This is a genomic window from Ruegeria sp. AM4 (assembly GCF_056540665.1).
Genome location: NZ_JBQFXD010000001.1, coordinates 365473 through 387835 on the forward strand (window position 1 = coordinate 365473; position 22363 = coordinate 387835).

Sequence of the window (22363 nt, forward strand, 5' to 3'; positions counted from 1 at the left end):
TCAGGCTCCGTTCAGGATCATCAGATGCAACGCCGCACGCCGGGCTGTATCTTCAAGCCCAACGCGGCGGAATGCGGCAATGGCGGCTGTCAGATCCACAAGGTTTCCGCGCGCACCGTGATCGAACAGGATCATGGATTCCAAAATGGCCTCGCCCAGTTGGGCGTTGCGTAACAGGGCTTCGATGTCCGACGGTATTGGAGGCGACCAGGCGAAGCCTTGGGAAATCGCATCTGCCATAGGGGACGGAGACCGCGCGCTGCCGGGATCGCCCATGGCCAGCGCCGCAAGAAACGCGTTTTCCTGCGGCCCTTCGGGCACTGAGCGTGCTGCGTCCTCATAGAGTTCGGACAAAAGCAGGATGCGCCAACGCAGGTTTTCGGCCTCGGGATCCTTGAGTGGCAAATTAGACAGCTCTGCGGCGAACAATTCGGCAAAGGGAACTTCAAGCCCCACGCTCTGCATCTGTTGCCATACATCAGTCAGGCGCTTTGCGAGCGCATTTCGATCGCCCGACTTCAACGCCTTTTCGAACTTCTGAATGGCGGCAACACGATCCCAGACCGCGCCCGACGCCGCTGGCGCGCGTTCGGTGTAAAGCCCCAGCAATTGATTGGGTGTCAGCGCGCCAATCCGGGTCAGGCGCTCTGCGGCTTCGACCTGAGCTTTCCAGCCGGCGACGTCGCGCAAATCGGCATTGGCAAAGCCACGGGGCAGCGATGCGGTTGGCAGCCGCTCGCCAATAGCCTCGAACATGCGGAAAGTCAGCGGGTCCGGATTTTCGGGAACCGGCAGGTACGCCGCCCCTTCGAATAACTCCGGGCTCAGGAACCGGTCAAGCAGGTCCAATTCTTCGGGTGGCAGGATCTCCAACGCATGCGCAGCCTCAAGCGTCAGAGCCGCCGACGCCCAGTCACCGCGCCTTGCCTTGCAGAAAATCTGCGCTGAATAATCCCGAGACAGGTTGGGTTGCGCGATCAACGCGCTGCAACTGCGATCCTCGTCGCCGGTCAGCAGGGTCGCGTCGAACCATTGCCGGAACCTTTCTTGCGTATCTGTCGGCCCGGCGAGTTGTACCAGCGATTGCACCGGATCAGCAGCGCCCAACTGCATCAGGCGATCCAGCCGCGCCATCAGCAAAACATCCTGCGTGTCGGGGCCTGACGGCGGGCGTGCCTCGGACAACAGCAGGGTGAAAAGCAGCCGTTGCAGGGCCGGGTTTGACTTGACCGGCACCTGCCGGATCAGCTCGGCCAAACGCGCGGGATCGCTTCCTTGCCACATACTCACCGGCAGGCCGGTGACCGAAGAGGACACCAGCCCAAGCGGGGGTGATAACGCTTCAAGCGGGGTAACCTGCACATCCGGTTGCAAACCGGTCTGCGTCACAGGTGGCTCCAGCAGCACTGTTCCCGGCAAATTGTCCGGCGGGTCGGTCAGCCAATCGATGGCTGACAACGGTTCGGACGTCTGGGCCTGTGCCGCTCCGGCCAGAACAAGCGCCAGAAGGGCGGGTCTAGTCGGCATTCAGGATGACCGGCTCGCGAATTTCGCTTTGTGGCGCGGAAAAATCCGCGCCGAAGAACGGCCCGATGTAGGCATAGCCCACCAGCCCGATGAAACACAGGCAAATGAGGTAAATCAGGAACTTGAAAAGACGGCCCATGGGTCAACGCTGCCTCAATTTTTGCTTTTGGCCAAGTTATAACTGGCATTTCCCGCAAGATCACGTCATTCACGATGAAATGAGCGAAATTAAGCATAATCCCTCGGTGGCCGGATCGGCGCGGCGATTTGATCTGCACAAAACCGTTGTTTTGGTCGGCATGATGGGCGCTGGCAAGACGGCCGTGGGCCGCGCTTTGGCTGCGCGTCTGGGTGTTCCGTTTCTGGACAGCGATGCCGAGATCGAATCGGCGGCCAATATGACCATCCCCGAGATCTTTGCCCGCGATGGCGAGGCGTTTTTCCGCACCAAGGAAAGTCAGGTCATCGGGCGGCTGCTGGACGAAGAAAAGGGCATCCTGTCAACGGGTGGCGGCGCGTTTTTGTCCGACGCCAACCGTCAGATGATTTCGCAAAAGGGCGCATCGGTCTGGCTGCGTGCCGATCTTGAGGTGCTGTGGAACCGGGTGCGCCACAAGGATACCCGTCCACTTTTGCGCACCACCGACCCGCATGCGACCTTGCGCGCGCTATATGAAGCGCGCGTTCCGGTTTATGCGCAGGCTGATCTGGTGGCGGAGTCCGATGGGGAAACCGCAATCGAGGATATGGTAGACCGGGTTTTGACGGAATTGCTTACGCGCCCGGATGTTTTGGAACTGAAATAGATGCATCAAACCGTACATGTCGAACTGGGCGAACGGTCTTATGACGTTGAGATCGGGCCAGATCTGCTGGCGGAGGCGGGTACTCGGATTGCGCCGCTGCTGCCACGACCCCGCGTAGCCGTTCTGACTGACGAGACCGTCGCCGCATTGCATCTGGATGCGCTGCGCGATGGCTTGGGTGCGGCAGGCGTAGAAATGACTGCGCTAACTTTGCCCGCCGGTGAGGCCACCAAAAGCTGGCCGCATTTTGAACGTGCCGTCGAATGGCTGCTATCGGAAAAGGTTGAACGCCGCGATGTCGTCGTTGCCTTCGGCGGTGGCGTTATTGGAGATCTGGCTGGGTTTGCCGCGGCCGTGATGCGGCGCGGCGTGCGGTTCGTACAGATCCCGACCTCGCTACTGGCGCAGGTCGACAGCTCGGTCGGAGGTAAAACCGGCATCAACGCGCCACAAGGCAAAAACCTGATCGGCGCGTTCCATCAGCCATCTCTGGTGCTGGCCGATACGTCCATTCTGGAAAGTCTCACAGCGCGCGATTTTCTCGCCGGATATGGTGAGGTGGTCAAATACGGTCTGCTGGGTGATGTCGCGTTTTTTGACTGGCTTGAGGTCAACGGCCCCGCCTTGTCGTCGGGCGACATGGCCGCCCGAGTGCAGGCCGTGACCCGCTCGGTCCAGATGAAGGCCGACATCGTCGCGCGGGATGAGACCGAGCAGGGCGACCGCGCGTTGCTGAATCTGGGCCACACATTCTGTCACGCGCTCGAGGCGGCGACGGGCTATTCGAGCCGTTTGCTGCACGGCGAAGGCGTGGCGATCGGCTGCGCGCTGGCGTTTGAGCTGTCCGCACGCCTTGGTCTGTGCGCTCAGGAAGACCCCAGCCGCGTGCGTGCGCATTTGCGGGCGATGGGTATGAAAACCGATCTGTCCGACATTCCGGGGGATTTGCCCGGCGCACAGGCTTTGGTCGATCTGATGGCGCAGGACAAAAAAGTGATCGACGGTCAGCTGCGGTTCATTCTGGCGCGCGGCATCGGACAGGCATTTGTGACTTCGGACGTTTCGCGCGATGCGGTGGTTTCCGTGCTCGAGGATGCCCTGGCGACGTGCTGAGCAAGCCTTAGCGCCCCTGTATGACCATCAGCTCACCGATGTTTTCACGGGTGATGTAGCCGACCATATGCCCGGCTTTGGTGATTACCGCCACAGCCGGCGCGCCACTGTGGAGGCCATCCAGCACCTTATTCAAGCCGCTGGTCAATGTGACTGTCGGGATTTCGGAGTCCATTAGCGAAGTCGCGGGGTCCGAGCGGGGATGTTCGCTGGCCAAGGCCGCCAACAGCCTGTTGCGCGTGACGAAACCGAGAAGAATGCCATTCTGATCCAACACCGGAAACTCGTGCTGAGTCGTGTGGATGACAGCCTGTGCGGCAGTGTTCAGCGTGTCGTTGGGCGACAAGGCGTGAAATTCGGTGATCATCGCGTCCCGGGCCTGAACCTTGCGGGTCACTGCCCTCAGGGCAACGTCCTGGCTTTCGGCATTGGCGGCGATAAAGACGAATACCGCAATCAGGACAAGGATCGGGTTGCCAGAAGTCAGCCCCAGGAACCCCAGTCCGACAGCAACGATCTGCCCGCCCAAGGCCGCCAGCCGCGTGGCTTTGACGCGATCCATTTTCAGGCATAGCAGAGCGCGAAACACGCGCCCGCCATCCATCGGAAAGGCGGGGATCATGTTGAATGCGGCCAGTAGCAGGTTCACATAGGCCAGACGGCCCAGCAGGTCCGCCTTGGCCGAGTCGATCTGCGTCAGCGTATCCATCTGCGTGCCTGCACCCAAAGCCACCAGAACCAGCCAGATGACTATGTTCACCGCAGGCCCCGCCAAGGCCACATAGACCTCTTGCATCGGCTTTTGCGGCATGCGTTCAAGCCGGGCCAGCCCGCCGATCGGCAGCAATGTGATATCCGGGGTTCGAATGCCATAGCGCCGCGCCATTAGGGCGTGGCCGTACTCATGGGCCACCACACAGGCGAAAAGAGCCAGAACGAAAACCAGGTTTTCAACGGCGGCTGGCCATCCACCATCCGCATAGGCGGCGAAGCCGACCCATGCCAAAAGAAGAAAAAAGGTGACATGGACCCTCAGCTCAGATCCGAACAAACGACCGAGCGGGAAGGACCATGCCATGATATGCCTCCGTTGCGTTTAGAACGGAATCTCGTCGTCGTCGATTCCGCCAGATGCCGGTGCCGGGGTGCTGGAGGGGCCGCCATAGGGATCACTGTAACCACCCCCGGCCTGTCCGCCGCCATATCCGCCGGATTGACCACCGCCGCCTTCACCCCGGGAATCCAGCATCGTCAGTTCGCTGCGATAGGGCCGCAGGGCCACCTCGGTCGAGTACCTGTCCTGTCCCGATTGATCCTGCCATTTGCGTGTTTCCAATTGGCCCTCGACATAGACTTTGCTGCCCTTGCGCAGATATTGCTCGGCGACGCGGACCAAGGGTTCTGAGAAGATGGCGACCGTGTGCCACTGGGTCCGTTCCCGACGCTCGCCAGTGTTGCGGTCTTTCCACGTTTCGGAAGTCGCGATGCGCAGGTTACATACTTTTCCACCGTTCTGGAACGACCGTACCTCAGGGTCGGCACCAAGATTGCCGATCAGAATGACCTTGTTGACTGAACCCGCCATAAATTCCCTCGTTTTTGCCTTTGATGTTCTGCGCCCGAATCTGGCGCCTACTCCGCTGCTGACCCTATACGTCCTGCGTCATGGTTAAAACATGGTTGATCGCGCAACGCTGCGCTCGAAAAAGTTAGTGCGGCCTTAACCAAGCTTTCATTTTCGACTGTAATACCTATACTCTGTCTGGTTGTTGAGCGAGCGGGATTGGCTTTAATGCGTGTTCTGGTTGGTGGTTTTGCGGCTTTGTGCCTTTGTCTGACGTCTGTTTCAGTCGGCGCAGAGACTCTATCCACTAAAAACCGCAAAGCAATATTTCTTAAGCAAGCCAAGGTTTTGGACAATAGGGCGTCGACCCAATACCGCGATTCCGAACGGCTGAAGCCGAAAACCAAAAGCAAGGGGTTCTCGAAACGCTATACCGGCAACTACAAGGGCCAGTTTCTGACCCACGCGCGCAACGCAGCACGCAAGCACAATGTCCCGGAAGAGCTGTTCCTGAGGCTTGTGCAGCAGGAAAGCGGCTGGAACCCCCACGCCAAATCGCACAAAGGCGCATTGGGATTGGCGCAACTGATGCCGCAGACGGCCAGATTGTTGGGCGTCGACCCACTTGATCCGATCCAGAATCTGGAAGGCGGCGCGCGGTACCTGTCCTGGCAGTATCGCAAGTTCAAATCCTGGCGTCTGGCCTTGGCGGCCTATAATGCGGGTCCGCAGGCGGTCGAGAAATACGACGGCGTCCCACCTTATGCAGAAACTCAGAACTATGTGAAAGTGATCTGGGGCGGCTGACGAAGCCGTGCCGCAACGCGGCGGATTGGTTTGTTGATCGGCGCCGAAGGGGCGTTGTACGCTTTGGAGATCCAAACCGAACAAAACCAGCGGCCCAATGACCACCGACCGTCCAGACATTCCGCAGGAAACGATCGCCAACTGGCAGGGGCTTGTCGATCTTGTGGCCCAGCTAGCAGATGTGCCGGCAAGCCTGATCATGAAGACCGACGCGCCAGCGCACGCGGTTCTGATCACCTCGGGCCATCCGGACAATCCATACCCTGAAGGCATGACCTTTCACCTGCATCCCAAGCTGTATTGTCAGGGGGTTCTGGCACGCGACGGAGAGCTTGTCGTCGAAGATGCCGACTGCGACCCGCTTTGGATGGACAACGAGGATATGGAACATGGCATGTCCTTTTACATCGGACTGCCGTTGAAATGGCCCGACGGAGGGGTGTTTGGTACGATCTGCGTACTGGACCGTAAGCGCAACCGCCGCGCCTTGCTGTTCCGCGAAGGATTGGCGCAATTCGCCCGTATGGTCGAAGCGGATTTGGCTTTGTTGCAAGAGGTTTACCTCAGACGCGCGCTTGAGGCGAAGCTGAACGAGACCATGGCGCATCTTGAAAGCCGCGTACAGGAACGCACCCGTGCGCTGCAAGAGACCAACACCGCGTTGCGGGTTCTGCTCAGTAGCGTCGATGCCGATCGAAAGACCCGCGAGCAGGAAATTCTTGAACAGGTCCGTGGCATGGTACTTCCGTATCTGGGTAAGCTGCGCCATCAGGTTGACGGAAACGAAGCCTCGCGGATTTACCTGGATCTGGCCGAAAAGAACCTGTGCGAAATCACCTCGGCGCTTTCAGACAAACTCACTGATGCCTTTTCGGTCATGACGCCGACCGAGATCGAGATTGCGCAGCTCGTCATGTCCGGTAAGACCACCAAAGACATCGCCAAGGCGCTGTCGCGGGAAACCTCGACCATCGATTTTCATCGCAACAACATCCGCAGGAAATTGGGGCTGGACGGGCGGGATCAGAACCTGCGCAGCCATCTCCTCGCGATTTCGTGAACAAATAGTATGGGGATTGCCCCCATATTCCCCCCCTGTTTTTCCGATCTGAATCTCAATCAGACCAGTTGCTACCCTTTTTCTGTCGGTCCGGCCCACGCCGTAACCGCGCAAACAAGGGAGAAGTCAGAATGGATCGCAAAGACCTCAGGCCAACGTTGCTGGATGGGACAAAGGATAAATTGGCCGAGGGGCTCTCGCGCCGGTCGTTTTTCATGGCTGCTGGGGCGGCAGGTGTCGGGGCAGGGGCTTCGATGTTGTCTGGCAAACCTGCCGAGGCTCAGTCACAAGCGTGGTTGCAGCCGGGTAACAACAACCACGTCATCGATCTGCAAGGCTCTACTGGACAAGCCAGCACCGGTGCGGTTGGCATCGACTATTACGGGCATTGCGCGATCAAGATCACCTCACCCAGCGGCGCGACTGTCCTGTTCGATCCGTGGCGCGATGATCCCTCGGGCGCGTGGGGTCTGTGGTTCCGCAATGAATTCCCTCAGATCCCGGTGGACATTACCTTATCGACGCATGCGCATTTCGATCATGACGCGATTGAGCGGCCCAGCTCGACGATGGTTCTGGACCGCATGGTTGGAAACTTCGAGTTCGCGGATGTGAAGATCACCGGCTTTGCGGACAAACACGCCTGCGTGGCGCCCGGTTGGTATGACTGGACCAATGCACTTGCCGAGTTCGGGGTCGAGGCCTGTCCGCCCAACAATGTGGGCCACATGGATATGGTCGTCTACCTGATCGAGACCGGTGGTATCCGCACCCTTATCTGGGGCGACAATCGCCACAACCCACCGCAAGAGTTCTGGGACGCAATTGGTCAGGTGGACGTACTGACCCTGCCGGTCGACGGATCAGAGCATATCCTGAGCTTTGAGCAGGGCAATGACATCGTGTCAAAGCTGAAACCCAAGATCATCATCCCGACGCACTATCTGAACGAAGTCACGTCTTACACGCTGACGACGCTGCAAGCCGCAGATGAATGGGTCAAGGGTCAGAAAAGCCATACGATGCTCGACAGCGCCAGCCTGCAGCTAGAGGCCGGAGAGGTCGCAGGCATGAACCAGGAATTCATGCATTTCGGCAACAATGTCATGACGGGTTAAGGCACCGAATGGGGCTGCCACTCACGCAATCCCGTGCACCGCCTGTCTCCCCAATGAACTGCGGTGCGACACGAAAAGGGCCGGTCTGAGGACCGGCCCTTTTTTCCAAGATCGCAGTGGTCTATTCCGCCGCGATTTTGATCACGGGTTCCATCTTGGCCAGAATGTCCTCGGCCAGATGGCATTTGACCTGATGCCCGTCCGCGAGGGTTTGCACCGGCGGAACATGCGACTCGCAGCGGCCATCCGGTACTTCGGATTTCCAGCGACAACGGGTCTGGAACGGGCAACCCGGGGGTGGGTTCATGGCCGACGGAATATCGCCCTCAAGCACGATGTGCTGCTTTTCGACCGAGGTGTCGGCGATCGGCACCGCGCTCAGCAATGCTTCGGTATAGGGATGGTAGGGCGGGCTAAAGACCTGATCGGTGGTTCCCAACTCGACCACATGTCCCAGATACATCACCATCACCCGGTCGCTGAGATAGCGCACGATTGACAGGTCGTGACTGATGAACAGAAGCGTTGTCTTCTGTTCCCGCTGAATCTCCATCAACAGATCGGTCACGGCGGCCTGAACCGAAACGTCCAGCGCAGACACCGGCTCATCGGCGACAACGATCCTCGCATCCCCTGCAAACGCGCGGGCAATGCCGACACGCTGCTTCTGACCGCCCGACAGTTGGCGCGGCATCCGATCGGCAAAAGCGCGGGGCAGCTTTACCAGATCCAGCAGTTCCAGCATCCGCTTTTTGCGATCAGCCTCGGAATTGCCGACGCCAAAGATTTCCAACGCGCGAATGATCTGACGACCTACCGTCATCGAGGGGTTCAACGTGTCAAACGGGTTCTGAAACACCATCTGAACCTCGCCAACGGTCTTGGAGTCCCTTTCCTCGATCGGCACATCTTCGATGTTGCGGTTGTCCAGCAAGATCTGCCCGTCGGTCGCCGTTTCAAGCCCCATGAGAACCTTGGCAAATGTGGACTTGCCGCAACCGGACTCGCCCACGATGGCCAGAGTTTCAGATTCGTGTGCCTCAAAGCTCAGCGTTTCATTGGCTTTCACAACCTTGGTGTCGCCGCCACCGAACAAGGCGTTTGCCGCCACTTCATAGTATTTCTTGAGGTTGTCCATTTTCAGAACGGTGCGGCCGATCTCTGCCTTTTCTTTTTGCTCCCCCACCGTGATAGGCGCGTTCCAGTCGATTTCCTGGAACCTCAGACAGCGCGTGTGATGCCTGTCGTTGCCCGGTACGGCCTCCATCAGGATTTCCTTGGCGTCGCAGCGGCCTTCTTCGAAATAGTCGCAGCGTGGGCCAAAATTACAGCCGGGCGGGCGTTCGTGCGGCAGTGGGAAGTTCCCCGGAATGGCTACCAACGGGCGCGAGTTCTTGTCGGCCCCCGGCAACGGGATCGAGCGGAATAGCGCCTGCGTATAGGGGTGCTGCATCTCGTCGAACACATCCTGGATCGAGCCGCGCTCGACCGCCTCACCCGAATACATCACGCAAAGCCGGTCGCAGGTTTCCAGTACCAGACCGAGGTTGTGCGAGATGAACAGCATCGAAGTGCCATATTTCTTGCCCAAATCCTTGACCAGCTCGACCACGGCGGCCTCGACGGTCACGTCCAGCGCGGTTGTCGGCTCATCTAGGATCAGCAGCGCCGGTTTCGACATCAGCGCCATCGCGATTACGATCCGCTGCTGCTGACCACCCGACAACTGGTGCGGGAAGGAATTTAGCATCCGCTCTGGATCGGGCAGGCGCACATCGGTGACAACCTCTAACGCACGGGCGTAGGCTTCTTCCGCGCCGACGCCCTCGTGGATCATCGGCACTTCCATCAGCTGTTTGCCGATCTTCATCGCCGGGTTCAGCGAGGCCATCGGCTCCTGATAGATCATCGCGATCTCGTTGCCGCGAATGTCGCGCAGTTCTTCGGTGCTCATCTCGGCCAGGTCACGACCCTTGAACTTGATCGTCCCGCCTACAATGCGGCCATTCTTGCCAAGGTCCTGCATGACGCCCAAGGCCACAGTCGATTTACCGCAGCCAGATTCCCCGACCAGACCCACTGCCTCGCCGGGCTGCACGCTGACCGAGAAATCCATCACGGCCGGGATTTCCCTCAGCCGGGTAAAGAAGGATATCGAAAGCTTATCGATCTCCAGAATTGGCCCTTCATAATCCGCCAGTTTATTCATCTGTGTTTCTCCTCGCGAGAGTCCGGGGGATCCCCTTCATCTGGCTAAAAATATCCCGGGGGTCTGGGGGCAGAGCCCCCAGCCGACGCCACCTCAGTCCTTCAGACTTTCTTCGCGCAGACCATCTGCCAGCAGATTCAAACCTAGAACCAGTGACAGCAACGCCAGCGCAGGCGGAAGGGCAGGGTGCAGATAGATCGACAGAAGCTTGCGCCCCTCGTTGATCGTCGAGCCCCAATCCGGGCTTTCCGGCGGCAAGCCCAGCCCGAAGAAACCCAAGGTTCCCAAAAGGATCGTGGTATAGCCAATGCGCAGACAGAAATCGACGATCAGCGGTCCGCGGGCGTTGGGCAGGATTTCCCACAGCATGATGTACCAAGGACCCTCACCACGGGTCTGCGCCGCCGCCACATAGTCGCGGGTTTTGATGTCCAGCGCCAGGCCGCGCACGATGCGGAACACCGTGGGTGAGTTCACGAAGACCACCGAGACGAACACCACCAGAATGCCACCCGGAATATCGAACAGATCCAGATAGGTCGGCAGACCCCAGATCCGGTAGCTGTCGGTGTTGATGATGTAGCCGCCGGTCGAGATCAGCGACAGGTAGAACCACAACGCTACGCCCAGCACTCCGATCAGCAGGGGCGTGCGGAAATTCGGACGCGTGTAATAGCGCGAATTCAGCAGGACCCCGAGGAAGATGATCGGGAACACGAACAACACGGCCGCCATATAGTTCGGCACTCCGGTCGCCACGATCTCGGGCGTGACCAACAGGTAGAACAGCAGGATCACCGGGAACGCCAGGATCAGGTTCGCCAGGAACGACAGAAGCGTGTCCAGACGACCGCCATAGTAGCCTGCGGGCAGACCCAACGTGATGCCGACCATGAAGGCGAACATCGTCGCCAAGGGTGCGATTTGCACCACGATCCAGGCGCCTTTGACCATGCGGCTAAAGACGTCGCGTGCCAGATTGTCGCCGCCCAGAAGGTACCAGGCATACTCCCCGTCTTCGATGCTGGGTAACGGCGTTCCGGGCACCTTGTTCTTCATGCCCGAGACCTGATCCAGCGGCTCATGCGTCACGATCAGATCAAGCGCGCCGAAAATGCCGGTGAACACCCAGAACATGACAAGGCCAAAGCCTATCATGCCGATGGGGCTGTCAAAAAGCTTGCCATACAGGCCCAGCTTGCGTTTGAAGGCAATCGACATCGCATAGAGGATGATCAGAGACAGCCAAACCGGCAGGAATTGCTGGGACATCGCCCCGATAATTCCTGCGCTGGTGCCCATCACGATGCCCAGAACGATATAGGCAACGGCAATGGCAACACTGGCCAGAAAGCTGTAGCGCAGACTTGATTGGATCAGGACGCGCAGCCCCGAGTTTGATGACAGTGTGCCATCGGCATTGACCGTCATCTGGTCTTCCGGCAGCACGATGCTCGCCAGCATCCAGACCACGATCGACAGCACCATCAACGCCAGCGCGATCATCAGAAGCGGGTTCAGAAAGGCGATAGAGCCGGTCCAGGTAAGAGGTTCCATGTCCTATCCTCCCTTATGAAATGCGGATGCGCGGGTTGAGGTAGACATAGCCGATATCCGAGATCAGCTGCGTCACCAGCACCACAAAGACGGACACGACCGAAATCGCCAGCAGCAGCTGGATGTCGTTGTTGCCCGCCGCCTGAACCAGTGCCCAGCCGAACCCTTTGTAGTTGAACAGGGTCTCGACGATCACCACACCATTCAGCAGCCATGGGAACTGCAGCATGATGACGGTGAACGGCGCGATCAGCGCGTTGCGCAGCGCGTGTTTCATGACGATGTTCGGGAACGAGACACCCTTGAGGCGCGCGGTGCGGATGTACTGGGCCGTCATCACCTCGGTCATCGAGGCGCGGGTCATTCGGGCGATATAGCCCATGCCGTAAAGCGCAATCGTCAGTACCGGTAGAAAGAAATTCTCGAATGTCGGGTTTTCCATCGCCTGCGTCGCTGTGCCCTTAAACCATTTCAGGCCCACGGCAGAGGATGTGAAAATCGCGATGAAGATAACGCCCGAGACGTATTCCGGCGTCGCCGTGGTCGTGATGGCAAAGGTCGAAAGCGTCCGGTCGGTGGCTGACCCTTCTTTCATTCCCGCAAGAATGCCGAGGATCAGTGCCGAGGGGACCATCAGCAGCATAACCCAGAGCATCAGGCGGCCGGTAAGATGCAACCGTGTTCCAACAACGGTTGAGACTTCTTCTTTGAAGACGGTCGAATAACCCCAATAGCCTTGCAGGATGCCGCAGAATTTCGGGGCGTCCTCGGCGGCCTGACCCGGCAGTATGCATCTACCCTGAACGGTACCGTCTTCGTTGGTGTATCGGAAGGACGGCAGTACACCCAGCCACTCGCCATATTTGATCGGCGTCGCCTGAAGGTATCCGTTTTTCTCCAGATAACTGCTGACCTGCTCATCCGACATCCGGAAATTGCCCTGCGTCTTCGCAAGCTTTTCCAGGTTCGGGTAGAGGTTGGTCAGAAAGAAGACCAGAAACGTCAGGCACAATGCTGTCAACAGCATGATGCCGACGCGCCTTAGAATGAAAAGTCCCATGTTAGCCCCTGTTGGTAGGCTGGCGTAAATGCCGAAAGGCTTTACGCCTCGCTGTTTTTATGGTCGTCGCGTCAGGACGAAAAGGCCGCGCCAGTGTGGCGCGGCCTGTCATTTGGCTTAGGAGATGAGGCCGAACTTATAAAGTTGCGGCAGGTCCGCAATGTGCTTTTCGACACCCACCATGTTGTCACGGTGGTGGCGCATCGCGGTCCGCCAGTACGGCTGGATCACCACGCCTTCGTCGATCATGATTGCCTGAAGCTTGGCCATCACTTCGCGGCGCATATCGACATCCGCGATCGAGTTGGCTTCGGCGAGAAGTTTGTCGAACTCTTCGTTGGCAAAACCGGATTCGTTCCAGGCGACACCCGATTTGTAGGCCAAAGCCAGAACCTGCGTGCCCAGCGGACGGTGGTTCCAGTTCGTGGACGAATAGGGGTACTTGGTCCAGTCGTTCCAGAAGGTTGAGCCCGGCAGAACCGTGTGTTTGGCTTTGATGCCCGCGTCGTTCAACTGAGCGACAACAGCTGCGGTGGTGTTCCGGCGCCAGTCATCATCGATCGACTGAACTTCGTGCTCGAAGTCACCCATGCCTGCTTCGTCCATCAGCGCCTTGGCGCCAGCCGGATCATAGCCAATACGCTTGACCTCCGAGTCGTACTCGGGGTGCATCGGTCCTACATGGCAGTTCTCGGCAGGAATGCCGTATCCCGACATACCCAGTTCCAGGCAGACTTCGTTGTCCACGGCCATTGCCAGCGCCTGACGGACCCGCTTGTCGCCGTAGATCTTGTTGCCATCGGCGTCTTCGGCCAGCTGGTTGGGACGAATGACGATGGTAAAGCCCGACGGGATTTCCGAGCGAACAAGACCAATGCCGTCAAAGATGTCTACGAACTCACCGACCGACTCCCAGTTCATGTCGATCTCTTCGGCCTCGTAGGCGGCCAGGAACGCAGCAGGGTCGGTGCCGTAGTCGATAAACTCGATGCGGTCGATATATCCGCCTTTTCCGGCCTCATATCCCCACCAGTCGAAGTCTTCGTTGCGGACAAGAACACCTTTCACGCCCACTTCGTGGCTTTCGGGTTTCATGAAGCCTGTACCGACCGGATTGCCAAGCATGTCGTTGGCATCAAAGCTGCTGTGCACGATGGCCCCTGGATAGTCAGCCATTCCCGGAATGATCGTGATGTCCGGAGCGTTACACTTCAGTTTGACGGTGTGGCTGTCGACAACCGTGATTGCGCCGTCCGCTGCCTTTTGCGTACCCTCGTCGATAAGCGACGCCATGCGCGAGGCCATCGAGTTGCCTTCGAGCGAGGAATCACACCAGCCGGTGATGTTGCGCGCAACATCTTCTGCGGTGAAGTCGTCTCCGTTGTTCCACTTGACGCCTTTGCGGACGTTCAGCGTGTATTCGGTCGCGTCATCGTTGGCTTCCCAGCTTTCCAGCAGCATGGGCTTGAACGAACCGTCATTGTTGTACTCGACCAGATACTCAAGCCAGCCTGCGGTAAAGGTGGCGATCTGCGTCCAGTCATAAGTGCGCGGATCTTTCAGTGCGCGAACTTCCATCTGATAGCGGATGGTGCCGCCACGCTGAGGTTCTTGTGCAGCTGCGGGCGATTGCAGCCCGATCAATCCGTATGCCGTGGGAACGGCAACACCCAGCGCGGTTGCACGAGCCATGAATTCCCGACGGCTCAGATTGCCATCGCGGTATTCCTGCGCGTGCATTTCGGCCGCCCAGTGCACCTTGTCTTCGGTGGATGTGTGATTACTCATAGATGTCTCCCTGTGACACTGATTTTATTGATTGACTGTTGCGCTACGCGATCCGGTTCGTGCCGGACGGTAGGGCAGAGGGTTCTGTCCTTTGGATTCTTTGCATCCCCATGCCGGTATTCGGCACCACTTTTTTGGCAAGGTCAATGTTCGGAATCGTCATCAATTGTACAAAAACGACATTCCTCGGGAAAGTCGACCGGGGATGTCGTAAAGCACTTGTGACAAGTATAGTGGCAACGTGGCCGAGGCGAGCGGGATGAAATCCCTGCCGAATCTGCGATCAAGCCGTTGTAAAGTCGAACCTTTCTAGGTTCGTCACGTCGTGCCGATCCGATGCCAGGCTTTCATACGGGCGCGAAACCATGTTCGCTGGCGTTTGGCGAACTGCCTTGTCGCGATTGTCGCCTGCTCGCGGGCCTGATCCAGCGTGATCTGACCGTCCAAATACGACATCAATTCCGGCACTCCGATCGCTTTGCAAGAAGGCAAGTTCGGCTCATAACAATCGCGCATCGCGGCAACCTCATCGAGCGCGCCCATCTCGAGCATCAGGTCAAAACGCCGGGTGATACGGTCCAGCAACCAGTCCTTGTCGGTTTCAAAAACAAGGGCGACGGTGTCTGCAAGATCCAGAACAGGTGGCGGAGTGTCGTCCTGCCAGTCCGCCAGGGGACGCCCGGTCGCGGTCTGAACTTCCCACGCGCGCTGAACACGGGCGCGATTGTTTCTATCAAGTCTCTGCAATGTTCGCGCATCGACACCCCGGATCAAATCGGGCAGAGGCAACTGATCGGCCTCGGCGCGAACCGTTGCGGGTGTCGCGGGTATATCAGCCATGCCTGCGGTGAGTGCGCTAAAGTAAAGCCCGGTGCCACCAACGATGATCGGGCGCAGGCCACCGGTCAGCAAGGGCGTGACCTCGCGCAGCCAATGACCGGTCGAATAGGCCTGATCATAGGCCACATGGCCGTATAGCGCATGCGGCGCACGGGCTTCGTCTTCCTTAGAAGGTCGGGCAGAAATGACCTGCCAGCAGTCGTAGACCTGGCTGGCATCGGCGTTGACGATAACGCCGCCGAGACGTTCGGCTATTTGCAGCGCAAGTTCGGATTTTCCCGAAGCGGTCGGGCCTGCGATCAACACTGGTTTGTCGCTTGGAATGGGGGGCAGTTGATCCCAAAGCCGGGACTTTGAATTGTCGGCCATTTTTGGGTGCCCTATTCCTAACCATCTGCATTGAACCTGCCGCGGTTTTGCTTCATTTTGCGCCGGAAATAAACCCGTGCCAGCCCGGAGCGCCACATGACCCTTTCCCCCGCCACTGAAACCACCGAAACGCCAAAAACCAAGTACAATCGCGTGATGCTGAAGATCTCGGGCGAGGCGCTTATGGGGGATCAGGGATTCGGGCTGCATCCGCCAACCGTCCAGCGCATCGCGCAAGAGGTTAAATCGGTCCACGATCTGGGCGTCGAGATTTGCATGGTCATCGGAGGCGGAAACATCTTTCGCGGGCTGTCCGGCTCGGCCCAGGGGATGGAGCGGACGACGGCGGATTATATGGGGATGCTGGCCACGGTGATGAATGCGCTGGCGATGCAATCCGCGCTGGAAGGTGTTGGTGTGTTTACCCGGGTGATCTCGGCCATCCGCATGGATGAAGTGTGCGAGCCCTATATCCGCCGCCGCGCAGTGCGCCACCTAGAGAAAAAGAGGGTTTGTATCTTTGCCGCCGGTACCGGAAACCCTTATTTCACCACAGACACTGCCGCCACCCTGCGTGCCAATGAAATGGCGTGCGAGGCTATTTTCATGGGCAAGAACGGCGTGGACGGTGTGTATGACAAGGATCCCAAGACCCATGATGACGCTGTGCGCTATGACTCGGTCAGCTATGACGATGTTCTGGCCAAGCGGTTACGGGTCATGGATGCATCGGCCATTGCCCTGGCGCGTGACAACAATCTGCCGCTGATCGTATTCGGGCTGGACGAACCCGGCGGGTTCCGTGGCATTCTTGCGGGCGAGGGGACCTATACCAAGGTCCAGGGCTAGGATGCGGGGCATCAGCATCGAAGAGCTCTGAAAGACAGCATTTGCCATAAATGAGCCGAGACATGAGCAGATTGGATATCGATTTCGTTCGGGCCCAGTTTCCCGCATTTGCCGAACCAAGCCTGCAAGGTCAGGCGTTTTTCGAGAACGCGGGCGGGTCCTATACCTGCAAGCCCGTGCTTGATCGGTTATTTCGGTTCTACACGCAGCGTAAGGTGCAGCCATACTCGGAATTTGACGCCAGCCGACTTGGTGGCGCGGAAATGGACGAGGCGCGCCAGCGTCTGGCTGCGATTCTGGGCGTTGAAACGGATGAGCTGAGCTTTGGACCATCCACCACGCAGAACACCTATGTTCTGGCGCAGGCGTTCCGTCAATGGCTGCAACCCGGTGACGCCATTGTGGTCACCGATCAGGATCACGAGGCAAACTCTGGCCCTTGGCGCAGGCTGGCCGAAGACGGGATCGAGATTCGCGAATGGCGGATCGACCCCGAAAGCGGAGTGCTGAATCCGCAGGACCTTGAGACCCTGCTGGACGAACATGTGCGCCTTGTGTGTTTTCCCCACTGTTCGAACGTGGTGGGCGATATCAACCCGGTCACCGAAATCACCGCCATCGCCCACGCTGCTGGCGCATTCGTTTGTGTCGACGGTGTATCATATGCGCCGCACGGATTTCCGAATGTCGGACATCTTGGGCCGGATATTTATCTGTTTTCGGCGTACAAAACCTATGGCCCGCATCAGGGCTGCATGGTTATCCGTCGTACGCTTGGTCAGATGCTGCCAAATCAAGGGCACTTCTTTAACGGAGATGTCCTATACAAGCGCTTTACTCCGGCGGGTCCCGATCACGCGCAGATTGCCGCAAGCGCCGGGATGGCGGACTATGTCGATCTCCTGTGCGACCATCATGGAGGGCCGCAAGGGGATGCCGCCCAGCGTGGAGGCTTTGTGCATGACCTGATGCGCAGTCACGAAGTTGCGCTGTTGCAGCCCCTGTTGGATGCGGTCAAAAACCGCAATGCCGTTCGCCTGCTTGGTCCCTCGGACGCGCCGCGCCGTGCGCCGACGGTCGCATTGGCTTTGAACCGTCCGGCAGCACCGGTTGCGTCTGAACTGGCTGGTCAGGGCATCATGGCAGGGGGCGGAGACTTTTACGCGGTGCGGGCATTGCAGGCGATGGGAATTGATCCTGAACAAGGTGTTTTGCGGCTCAGCTTTACGCATTACACCTCACAACAGGAAGTCGATCAGCTGCTTGAGGCGCTTGACAAAGTTTTGTGATCCAGTTTCGCTTAGACTTCGTACCCCTTGAAAAACAAGGTAAAGTATGAAGTCCGGGCATCCTCCGATCATCATTTGGTTCCGGCGCGACCTGCGCCTTTCTGACCACGCGGCGCTTGAACACGCGGCGGCATCAGGTCGTCCGATCCTGCCGGTGTTCATCTACGACGATCTGGTTCAGGCGCTGGGTGCGGCACCGAAATGGCGGTTGGAACTAGGGCTGGCAACGTTTGCAAAGGCGTTGGCCAGTCGCGGCAGCCAACTTGTTTTGCGGCGCGGGCCCGCGCTGGAGGTCTTGCGGCAATTGATCCGCGAAACCGGGGCAACCTCGGTTTACTGGACGCGCAGCTACGATCCGGGATCAATTGCGCGGGATACGCAGGTCAAGGAGGAATTGACTCGACTGGGGGTCGAGGCGCGGTCCTTCGCTGGCCATCTGCTGTTTGAACCCTGGGAGGTCGCGACCAAGGCAAAGCAGCCGTTTCGCGTTTTTACGCCGATGTGGCGCGCGGTCCTTGGCCGTGAGGTCAGCGCGCCGCCCGTAGCGCCCTTGATATTGCGGACGCCGGTGGACTGGCCGCGCTCGGACCGTTTGTCGCAATGGCGGTTGGGGAAGGCTATGCAGCGTGGTGCAGCAGTTGTGAAGCCTCATGTCCAGCCGGGCGAGGATGCGGCATTGGCTCGGCTGGATGAATTCCTGCATCGCATCAGCGAATACCAACGCAACCGGGATAGGTTGGATCAGGTTGGAACCTCGGACCTGTCCGAGTATCTGGCGCTGGGTGAGATTGGACCGCGAACCGTTTGGCATCGGGTTCAGACCGCTGCCGCGCTAGGTTCGGCAGGCGCGGATGCCTATTTGCGCCAGTTGGTCTGGCGCGAGTTCGCATATCACCTGATGTATCACACGCCCCATATGCTGATCGAGAACTGGCGACCCGAATGGAACGGGTTTCCCTGGGAAACCGACGAGGATGCGCGCACGGTTCAGGCCTGGCGGCAGGCGCGGACAGGAATTCCGGTGGTCGACGCTGGGCTGAGGCAAATGTACGTGACCGGGCGGATGCACAATCGGGCCCGGATGATCGTCGCCAGCTATCTGACCAAACATTTGTTGGTTCACTGGAAGGTCGGGATGGCTTGGTTTGCCGATTGCCTGATCGATTGCGACCCGGCAGCGAATGCAATGGGGTGGCAATGGGTTGCAGGTTCCGGCCCGGACGCAGCTCCGTTCTTCCGCATCTTCAACCCTGAGACCCAGCGCGAACGGTTCGACCCGAACCTGGACTATGTCAAACGATGGATCGCCGAAGATCACGCCGACCCTAGCGCCGAAGCGCTGGCTTATTTCGAGGCTGTGCCCCGGTCGTGGGGACTGTCAGCGGATGCGCCGTATCCACAGCCAATCGTCAGTCTGCCTGACGGGCGCAGGCGTGCGCTAGCGGCCTATGAAGGCCGAAAATCACCGGTAAGGAATTGAAAACTTGCCAGAAACGATTTCCGGCCCTAGCTTTGAACCGCAACCGCAGAGGGGAGAGCGGATGTTCCTAACGACCACGCAAGGGCAGGAGAATCTGCCAAGGTATTTTGTACAAGTCTTCAAGATGCTGGGCCAGATGAACGCTGGCCGCCTTGATATTTCGCTGCCGGATGGACGCGTGTTTCGCGTCGAGGGGCGGAACCCCGGTCCGGTGGCGCGCGTCGATATTCACGATCCTGAGGTTTTCGCACGCCTGGTCCGCGAAGGTGAGCTTGGTTTTTCCGACGGCTACCTGGAGGGCGACTGGAGCACGCCCGACCTGCGCGCGTTCATGGATCTTGTGCATCTGGGGACCGAAACCGTTTATGACGATTTCACGGGCAAGTTTCTGGTCCGCGCCTACGAACGGTTGCGGTTCTGGCTGCACCGCAACAACCGATCGCAGGCCAAGAAGAACATCTCTTACCATTATGATTTAGGCAACGAATTCTATGGGTTATGGTTGGATGATACTATGACCTATTCCAGCGCTATTTTCGAGACCGGGCAGGAAAGTCTGGAAAAGGCTCAGACAGCCAAATACGCCAGTCTGGTCGATGAGATGGGCGCAAAACCCGGCGACCACATCCTTGAAATCGGTAGCGGATGGGGCGGTTTTGCCGAATATGCAGCGAAGGAACGCGGTCTGCGCGTGACGGGTCTGACCATCAGTCAGGAACAGTTGAAGTTCGCGAGACAGCGTATTGAAAACGCAGGACTTTCTGATCTTGTAGAGTTCAAGCTCCAGGACTACCGCGACGAGCGCGGCGAATATGACGGCATCGCATCAATCGAGATGTTCGAGGCGGTTGGTCAGAAATACTGGCCGGTTTATTTCGAGACGGTGCGCGACCGTCTGAAACCCGGCGCGCAAGCAACCTTGCAGATCATTACGGTCGCGGATCATCGCTGGGAAATCTACAAGAACGGCATTGATTTCATTCAGAAATATATCTTTCCCGGGGGAATGCTTCCTGCGCCTACTATCCTTAAGGAACAGATTGGTCAGGCAGGGCTTGAGGTCGTCCGATCCAAGGAGTTCGGTAAAAGTTATGATCTGACCCTGCGGCGCTGGTACGAGACGTTCAACGCCAGATGGGATCAGATTGCCGAAATGGGCTTTGATGAGCGTTTTCGCCGCATGTGGAATTATTATTTGACCGCCTGCGGCGCAGCCTTTGACACGGGCAATTGCGATGTGACACAGATCACGATAGCAAAACCCAGTTAAAGGACGGACTTAACGAATGCCTACAGCTGCTCGACTTGTCGCTTCAACCTGTTTGTTGGTGGTGGCTTTTCTGGTCTCGTCGATGATCATGTCAAATGGTGAAGAGGGTAAGTCCTATGGCTATTTTCCTGTCGTCAACATGGCGTTGGGCGTGGTGTGCGGTTGGATCGTCATGGGCAAAAGGGCCGGGCGCGGCTGGACGGCTGGTCTGAACAACGGGCTGACCGGCGTCGCGTCGCTGGTGTTCTGGGGGCTGTTTGTGCAAGGCACCTATGAAATGGTGCAACAGGCCATGCGCAACCGCTACGGCGGCCCGTTCGAGGCGGTTATCGCCATATTCGAATTGGGTGTGGGTTTTGCAAGTCAGTTGTGGGCATCCGAAATCATCCTCACATTGATTGTCGGGGCTATCGTGGCGGGTCTGTTGACCGAAATCGCTGCGCGGCGCTGGAATTGACCGCCGAGACTGTCGCAAGGTTCATCACGCGTGACTGATCTGTTTTTCTATGGGACGCTGCGCTACGCGCCGCTGTTGGAATGCGTTCTGGGACGTCCGCTTGGTGATCTGGACGTTGTGGAGGCGTCGCTGCCTGACTACGCGGTCCATGCCGTTCGGGACCAGCCATTTCCCACGCTTGTCGCCGAACCGGGCGGCGCTGCACAAGGCATCGTTGTACGCGCACTGGGTCAGGAAGACCTTGACCGGCTCGCCTTTTACAAGGGCGGGTTCGACTACGTGCTGGCAACGCGCCAGGTTGTAACGCCCGAAGGCAAGAGTTCGCCAGCAGAGGTTTTCTTTCCTGCGCCGGGGCTCTGGGCTCCGGTCGCACCTTGGTCCCTGGCCACATGGGTCGATGCCTGGGGGGCTTTGTCGCTCTGTGCGGCAGAGGAAGTGATGGCGTATTTCGGTCGCGCAGACAGCCAGCACATCGCGCGCAACTTTCCCGCGATCCGAACCCGGGCCTGGGCCCGGTTGGCCGCACGGCAGCGCCATACAGGCGATCCCCAGGACGCCGCGCGCGACGTCATCGTTCACAAGCACAGCAGGGCGTATATCAACTACTTCGCAATGGAAGAGATTGATGTGCAGCACCGCCGCTTTGACGGCACCATGGGCCCCACGCTTAGCCGTAGTGGCTTGATGCAGGGCAGTGCTGTTATCGTATTGCCGTACGATCCGGTGCGCGATGCGGTGTTACTGGTTGAACAGTTCCGAGCCCCGGTGTTTCTGATCGACGACCCCGAGCCCTGGATGTGGGAACCCGTCGCGGGGATGATCGACCCGGGCGAGACACCGGAACAGGCCGCCTACCGCGAATCCATGGAAGAGGCCCATATCAGTCTGAATACGTTGGAATATGCAGGCGGGGCCTATTCCTCGAGCGGCTCGTCGACCGAATTTGTTCACCTGTTCGTGGGTTTGGCTGCGCTGACGCAGACGACAGAACAGGGCGGTGTCGCGTCCGAGGGCGAGGATATTCGCAGCAAAATCCTGTCCTTCGCAGAGTTTATCGATCTGGTCGACCGCCATGTTTACAAGGATTTGCCTTTGCTGACGCTGGCGCATTGGCTGGCGCGGCACCGGGAACGTCTGCGCGCATAAGCATCCCCGCTTGTGGTTGCGGCGGGGCACCTGTAAATCTTCTGCGAAACCAAA

General features: G+C 58.6%; 20 protein-coding genes. 11 read left to right on the forward strand and 9 right to left on the reverse strand.

Going from position 1 to position 22363, the window contains the following annotated elements:
* Both ACR0JA_RS01785 and ACR0JA_RS01790 read right to left on the reverse strand, forming a co-directional pair.
* Nucleotides 1–1527, reverse strand: a complete 1527-nt coding sequence (locus tag ACR0JA_RS01785; protein WP_480569125.1) for a hypothetical protein — start codon at nt 1525–1527, stop codon at nt 1–3.
* On the reverse strand, nt 1517–1666 hold the full coding sequence (locus ACR0JA_RS01790) for a hypothetical protein (protein ID WP_480569128.1): 150 nt from the start codon (nt 1664–1666) through the stop codon (nt 1517–1519). The genes ACR0JA_RS01785 and ACR0JA_RS01790 overlap by 11 nt, the downstream gene beginning before the upstream one ends.
* A gap of 79 nt (nt 1667–1745) precedes the next feature.
* Here ACR0JA_RS01790 and ACR0JA_RS01795 point away from each other — a divergent pair, with 79 nt between their 5' ends.
* Together ACR0JA_RS01795 and aroB are read left to right on the forward strand one after the other, a co-directional pair.
* Entirely contained in the window at nt 1746–2333 is a 588-nt protein-coding gene (locus ACR0JA_RS01795) for a shikimate kinase (protein WP_480569130.1), read from the forward strand.
* Entirely contained in the window at nt 2334–3446 is a 1113-nt protein-coding gene (gene aroB, locus ACR0JA_RS01800) for a 3-dehydroquinate synthase (protein ID WP_480569133.1), read from the forward strand. It abuts the gene before it with no gap.
* 7 nt (nt 3447–3453) lie between these two features.
* Here the strand turns inward: aroB and ACR0JA_RS01805 are convergent, their stop codons facing one another.
* Nucleotides 3454–4524 carry a site-2 protease family protein gene (locus tag ACR0JA_RS01805; RefSeq protein ID WP_480569136.1) on the reverse strand — a complete coding sequence of 357 codons (1071 nt, stop codon included), beginning with the start codon at nt 4522–4524 and terminating at the stop codon, nt 3454–3456.
* An 18-nt stretch (nt 4525–4542) separates the two neighbouring features.
* Nucleotides 4543–5031, reverse strand: coding sequence for a single-stranded DNA-binding protein (gene ssb, locus ACR0JA_RS01810; RefSeq protein ID WP_480569139.1), 489 nt, complete (start codon nt 5029–5031; stop codon nt 4543–4545).
* Nucleotides 5032–5238: 207 nt separating this feature from the next.
* On the opposite strand from ssb, the gene ACR0JA_RS01815 reads away from it, so the two are divergent.
* The 3 genes from ACR0JA_RS01815 to ACR0JA_RS01825 all read left to right on the forward strand — a co-directional run bounded on the left by ACR0JA_RS01815 (nt 5239) and on the right by ACR0JA_RS01825 (nt 7995).
* A complete protein-coding gene (locus tag ACR0JA_RS01815; RefSeq protein WP_480569142.1) occupies nt 5239–5817 on the forward strand; it encodes a lytic transglycosylase domain-containing protein in 579 nt (192 codons plus the stop codon).
* Between the two features lie 97 nt (nt 5818–5914).
* Entirely contained in the window at nt 5915–6877 is a 963-nt protein-coding gene (locus tag ACR0JA_RS01820; RefSeq protein ID WP_480569145.1) for a LuxR C-terminal-related transcriptional regulator, read from the forward strand.
* A gap of 131 nt (nt 6878–7008) precedes the next feature.
* Complete coding sequence (locus tag ACR0JA_RS01825; protein ID WP_480569148.1) at nt 7009–7995, forward strand: MBL fold metallo-hydrolase; 987 nt, start codon at nt 7009–7011, stop codon at nt 7993–7995.
* 121 nt (nt 7996–8116) lie between these two features.
* On the opposite strand, the gene ACR0JA_RS01830 is transcribed toward ACR0JA_RS01825, so the two are convergent.
* The 5 genes from ACR0JA_RS01830 to miaA all read right to left on the reverse strand — a co-directional run bounded on the left by ACR0JA_RS01830 (nt 8117) and on the right by miaA (nt 15818).
* Nucleotides 8117–10204: a dipeptide ABC transporter ATP-binding protein gene (locus ACR0JA_RS01830; RefSeq protein ID WP_480569151.1), complete on the reverse strand. Its 2088-nt coding sequence runs from the start codon at nt 10202–10204 to the stop codon at nt 8117–8119.
* 93 nt (nt 10205–10297) lie between these two features.
* Nucleotides 10298–11761 (reverse strand): ABC transporter permease, encoded by a 1464-nt coding sequence (locus tag ACR0JA_RS01835; protein WP_480569154.1) that lies wholly within the window; start codon nt 11759–11761, stop codon nt 10298–10300.
* A 13-nt stretch (nt 11762–11774) separates the two neighbouring features.
* The gene (locus ACR0JA_RS01840) at nt 11775–12821 is read right to left on the reverse strand and encodes an ABC transporter permease (RefSeq protein ID WP_480569157.1); all 1047 of its coding nucleotides are present in this window, start codon (nt 12819–12821) and stop codon (nt 11775–11777) included.
* 117 nt (nt 12822–12938) lie between these two features.
* The gene (locus ACR0JA_RS01845) at nt 12939–14609 is read right to left on the reverse strand and encodes an ABC transporter substrate-binding protein (RefSeq protein ID WP_480569160.1); all 1671 of its coding nucleotides are present in this window, start codon (nt 14607–14609) and stop codon (nt 12939–12941) included.
* A 318-nt stretch (nt 14610–14927) separates the two neighbouring features.
* Nucleotides 14928–15818: a tRNA (adenosine(37)-N6)-dimethylallyltransferase MiaA gene (miaA, locus tag ACR0JA_RS01850; RefSeq protein WP_480569163.1), complete on the reverse strand. Its 891-nt coding sequence runs from the start codon at nt 15816–15818 to the stop codon at nt 14928–14930.
* A 96-nt stretch (nt 15819–15914) separates the two neighbouring features.
* Between miaA and pyrH the strand changes: the two genes are divergently transcribed.
* From pyrH to ACR0JA_RS01880, 6 genes are all read left to right on the forward strand, one after another.
* Complete coding sequence (gene pyrH / locus ACR0JA_RS01855) at nt 15915–16667, forward strand: UMP kinase (RefSeq protein WP_480569166.1); 753 nt, start codon at nt 15915–15917, stop codon at nt 16665–16667.
* Nucleotides 16668–16729: 62 nt separating this feature from the next.
* Complete coding sequence (locus tag ACR0JA_RS01860; protein ID WP_480569169.1) at nt 16730–17956, forward strand: aminotransferase class V-fold PLP-dependent enzyme; 1227 nt, start codon at nt 16730–16732, stop codon at nt 17954–17956.
* Between the two features lie 46 nt (nt 17957–18002).
* Nucleotides 18003–19436: a cryptochrome/photolyase family protein gene (locus ACR0JA_RS01865; RefSeq protein ID WP_480569171.1), complete on the forward strand. Its 1434-nt coding sequence runs from the start codon at nt 18003–18005 to the stop codon at nt 19434–19436.
* A gap of 61 nt (nt 19437–19497) precedes the next feature.
* Nucleotides 19498–20706 carry a class I SAM-dependent methyltransferase gene (locus ACR0JA_RS01870; RefSeq protein WP_480569174.1) on the forward strand — a complete coding sequence of 403 codons (1209 nt, stop codon included), beginning with the start codon at nt 19498–19500 and terminating at the stop codon, nt 20704–20706.
* Nucleotides 20707–20722: 16 nt separating this feature from the next.
* Nucleotides 20723–21163, forward strand: coding sequence for a TrgA family protein (locus tag ACR0JA_RS01875; RefSeq protein ID WP_480569177.1), 441 nt, complete (start codon nt 20723–20725; stop codon nt 21161–21163).
* A 30-nt stretch (nt 21164–21193) separates the two neighbouring features.
* Nucleotides 21194–22309, forward strand: coding sequence for an NUDIX domain-containing protein (locus ACR0JA_RS01880; RefSeq protein ID WP_480569180.1), 1116 nt, complete (start codon nt 21194–21196; stop codon nt 22307–22309).
* Nucleotides 22310–22363: the final 54 nt, after the last annotated feature.

What these genes read in the sequence shown, in the direction of transcription:
- ACR0JA_RS01785 (WP_480569125.1), bottom strand. Translation starts at nt 1,527, where the DNA reads ATGCCGACTAGACCCGCCCTTCTGGCGCTTGTTCTGGCCGGAGCGGCA.
- ACR0JA_RS01790 (WP_480569128.1), bottom strand. Translation starts at nt 1,666, where the DNA reads ATGGGCCGTCTTTTCAAGTTCCTGATTTACCTCATTTGCCTGTGTTTC.
- ACR0JA_RS01795 (WP_480569130.1), top strand. Translation starts at nt 1,746, where the DNA reads ATGAGCGAAATTAAGCATAATCCCTCGGTGGCCGGATCGGCGCGGCGA.
- aroB (WP_480569133.1), top strand. Translation starts at nt 2,334, where the DNA reads ATGCATCAAACCGTACATGTCGAACTGGGCGAACGGTCTTATGACGTT.
- ACR0JA_RS01805 (WP_480569136.1), bottom strand. Translation starts at nt 4,524, where the DNA reads ATGGCATGGTCCTTCCCGCTCGGTCGTTTGTTCGGATCTGAGCTGAGG.
- ssb (WP_480569139.1), bottom strand. Translation starts at nt 5,031, where the DNA reads ATGGCGGGTTCAGTCAACAAGGTCATTCTGATCGGCAATCTTGGTGCC.
- ACR0JA_RS01815 (WP_480569142.1), top strand. Translation starts at nt 5,239, where the DNA reads ATGCGTGTTCTGGTTGGTGGTTTTGCGGCTTTGTGCCTTTGTCTGACG.
- ACR0JA_RS01820 (WP_480569145.1), top strand. Translation starts at nt 5,915, where the DNA reads ATGACCACCGACCGTCCAGACATTCCGCAGGAAACGATCGCCAACTGG.
- ACR0JA_RS01825 (WP_480569148.1), top strand. Translation starts at nt 7,009, where the DNA reads ATGGATCGCAAAGACCTCAGGCCAACGTTGCTGGATGGGACAAAGGAT.
- ACR0JA_RS01830 (WP_480569151.1), bottom strand. Translation starts at nt 10,204, where the DNA reads ATGAATAAACTGGCGGATTATGAAGGGCCAATTCTGGAGATCGATAAG.
- ACR0JA_RS01835 (WP_480569154.1), bottom strand. Translation starts at nt 11,761, where the DNA reads ATGGAACCTCTTACCTGGACCGGCTCTATCGCCTTTCTGAACCCGCTT.
- ACR0JA_RS01840 (WP_480569157.1), bottom strand. Translation starts at nt 12,821, where the DNA reads ATGGGACTTTTCATTCTAAGGCGCGTCGGCATCATGCTGTTGACAGCA.
- ACR0JA_RS01845 (WP_480569160.1), bottom strand. Translation starts at nt 14,609, where the DNA reads ATGAGTAATCACACATCCACCGAAGACAAGGTGCACTGGGCGGCCGAA.
- miaA (WP_480569163.1), bottom strand. Translation starts at nt 15,818, where the DNA reads ATGGCCGACAATTCAAAGTCCCGGCTTTGGGATCAACTGCCCCCCATT.
- pyrH (WP_480569166.1), top strand. Translation starts at nt 15,915, where the DNA reads ATGACCCTTTCCCCCGCCACTGAAACCACCGAAACGCCAAAAACCAAG.
- ACR0JA_RS01860 (WP_480569169.1), top strand. Translation starts at nt 16,730, where the DNA reads ATGAGCAGATTGGATATCGATTTCGTTCGGGCCCAGTTTCCCGCATTT.
- ACR0JA_RS01865 (WP_480569171.1), top strand. Translation starts at nt 18,003, where the DNA reads ATGAAGTCCGGGCATCCTCCGATCATCATTTGGTTCCGGCGCGACCTG.
- ACR0JA_RS01870 (WP_480569174.1), top strand. Translation starts at nt 19,498, where the DNA reads ATGTTCCTAACGACCACGCAAGGGCAGGAGAATCTGCCAAGGTATTTT.
- ACR0JA_RS01875 (WP_480569177.1), top strand. Translation starts at nt 20,723, where the DNA reads ATGCCTACAGCTGCTCGACTTGTCGCTTCAACCTGTTTGTTGGTGGTG.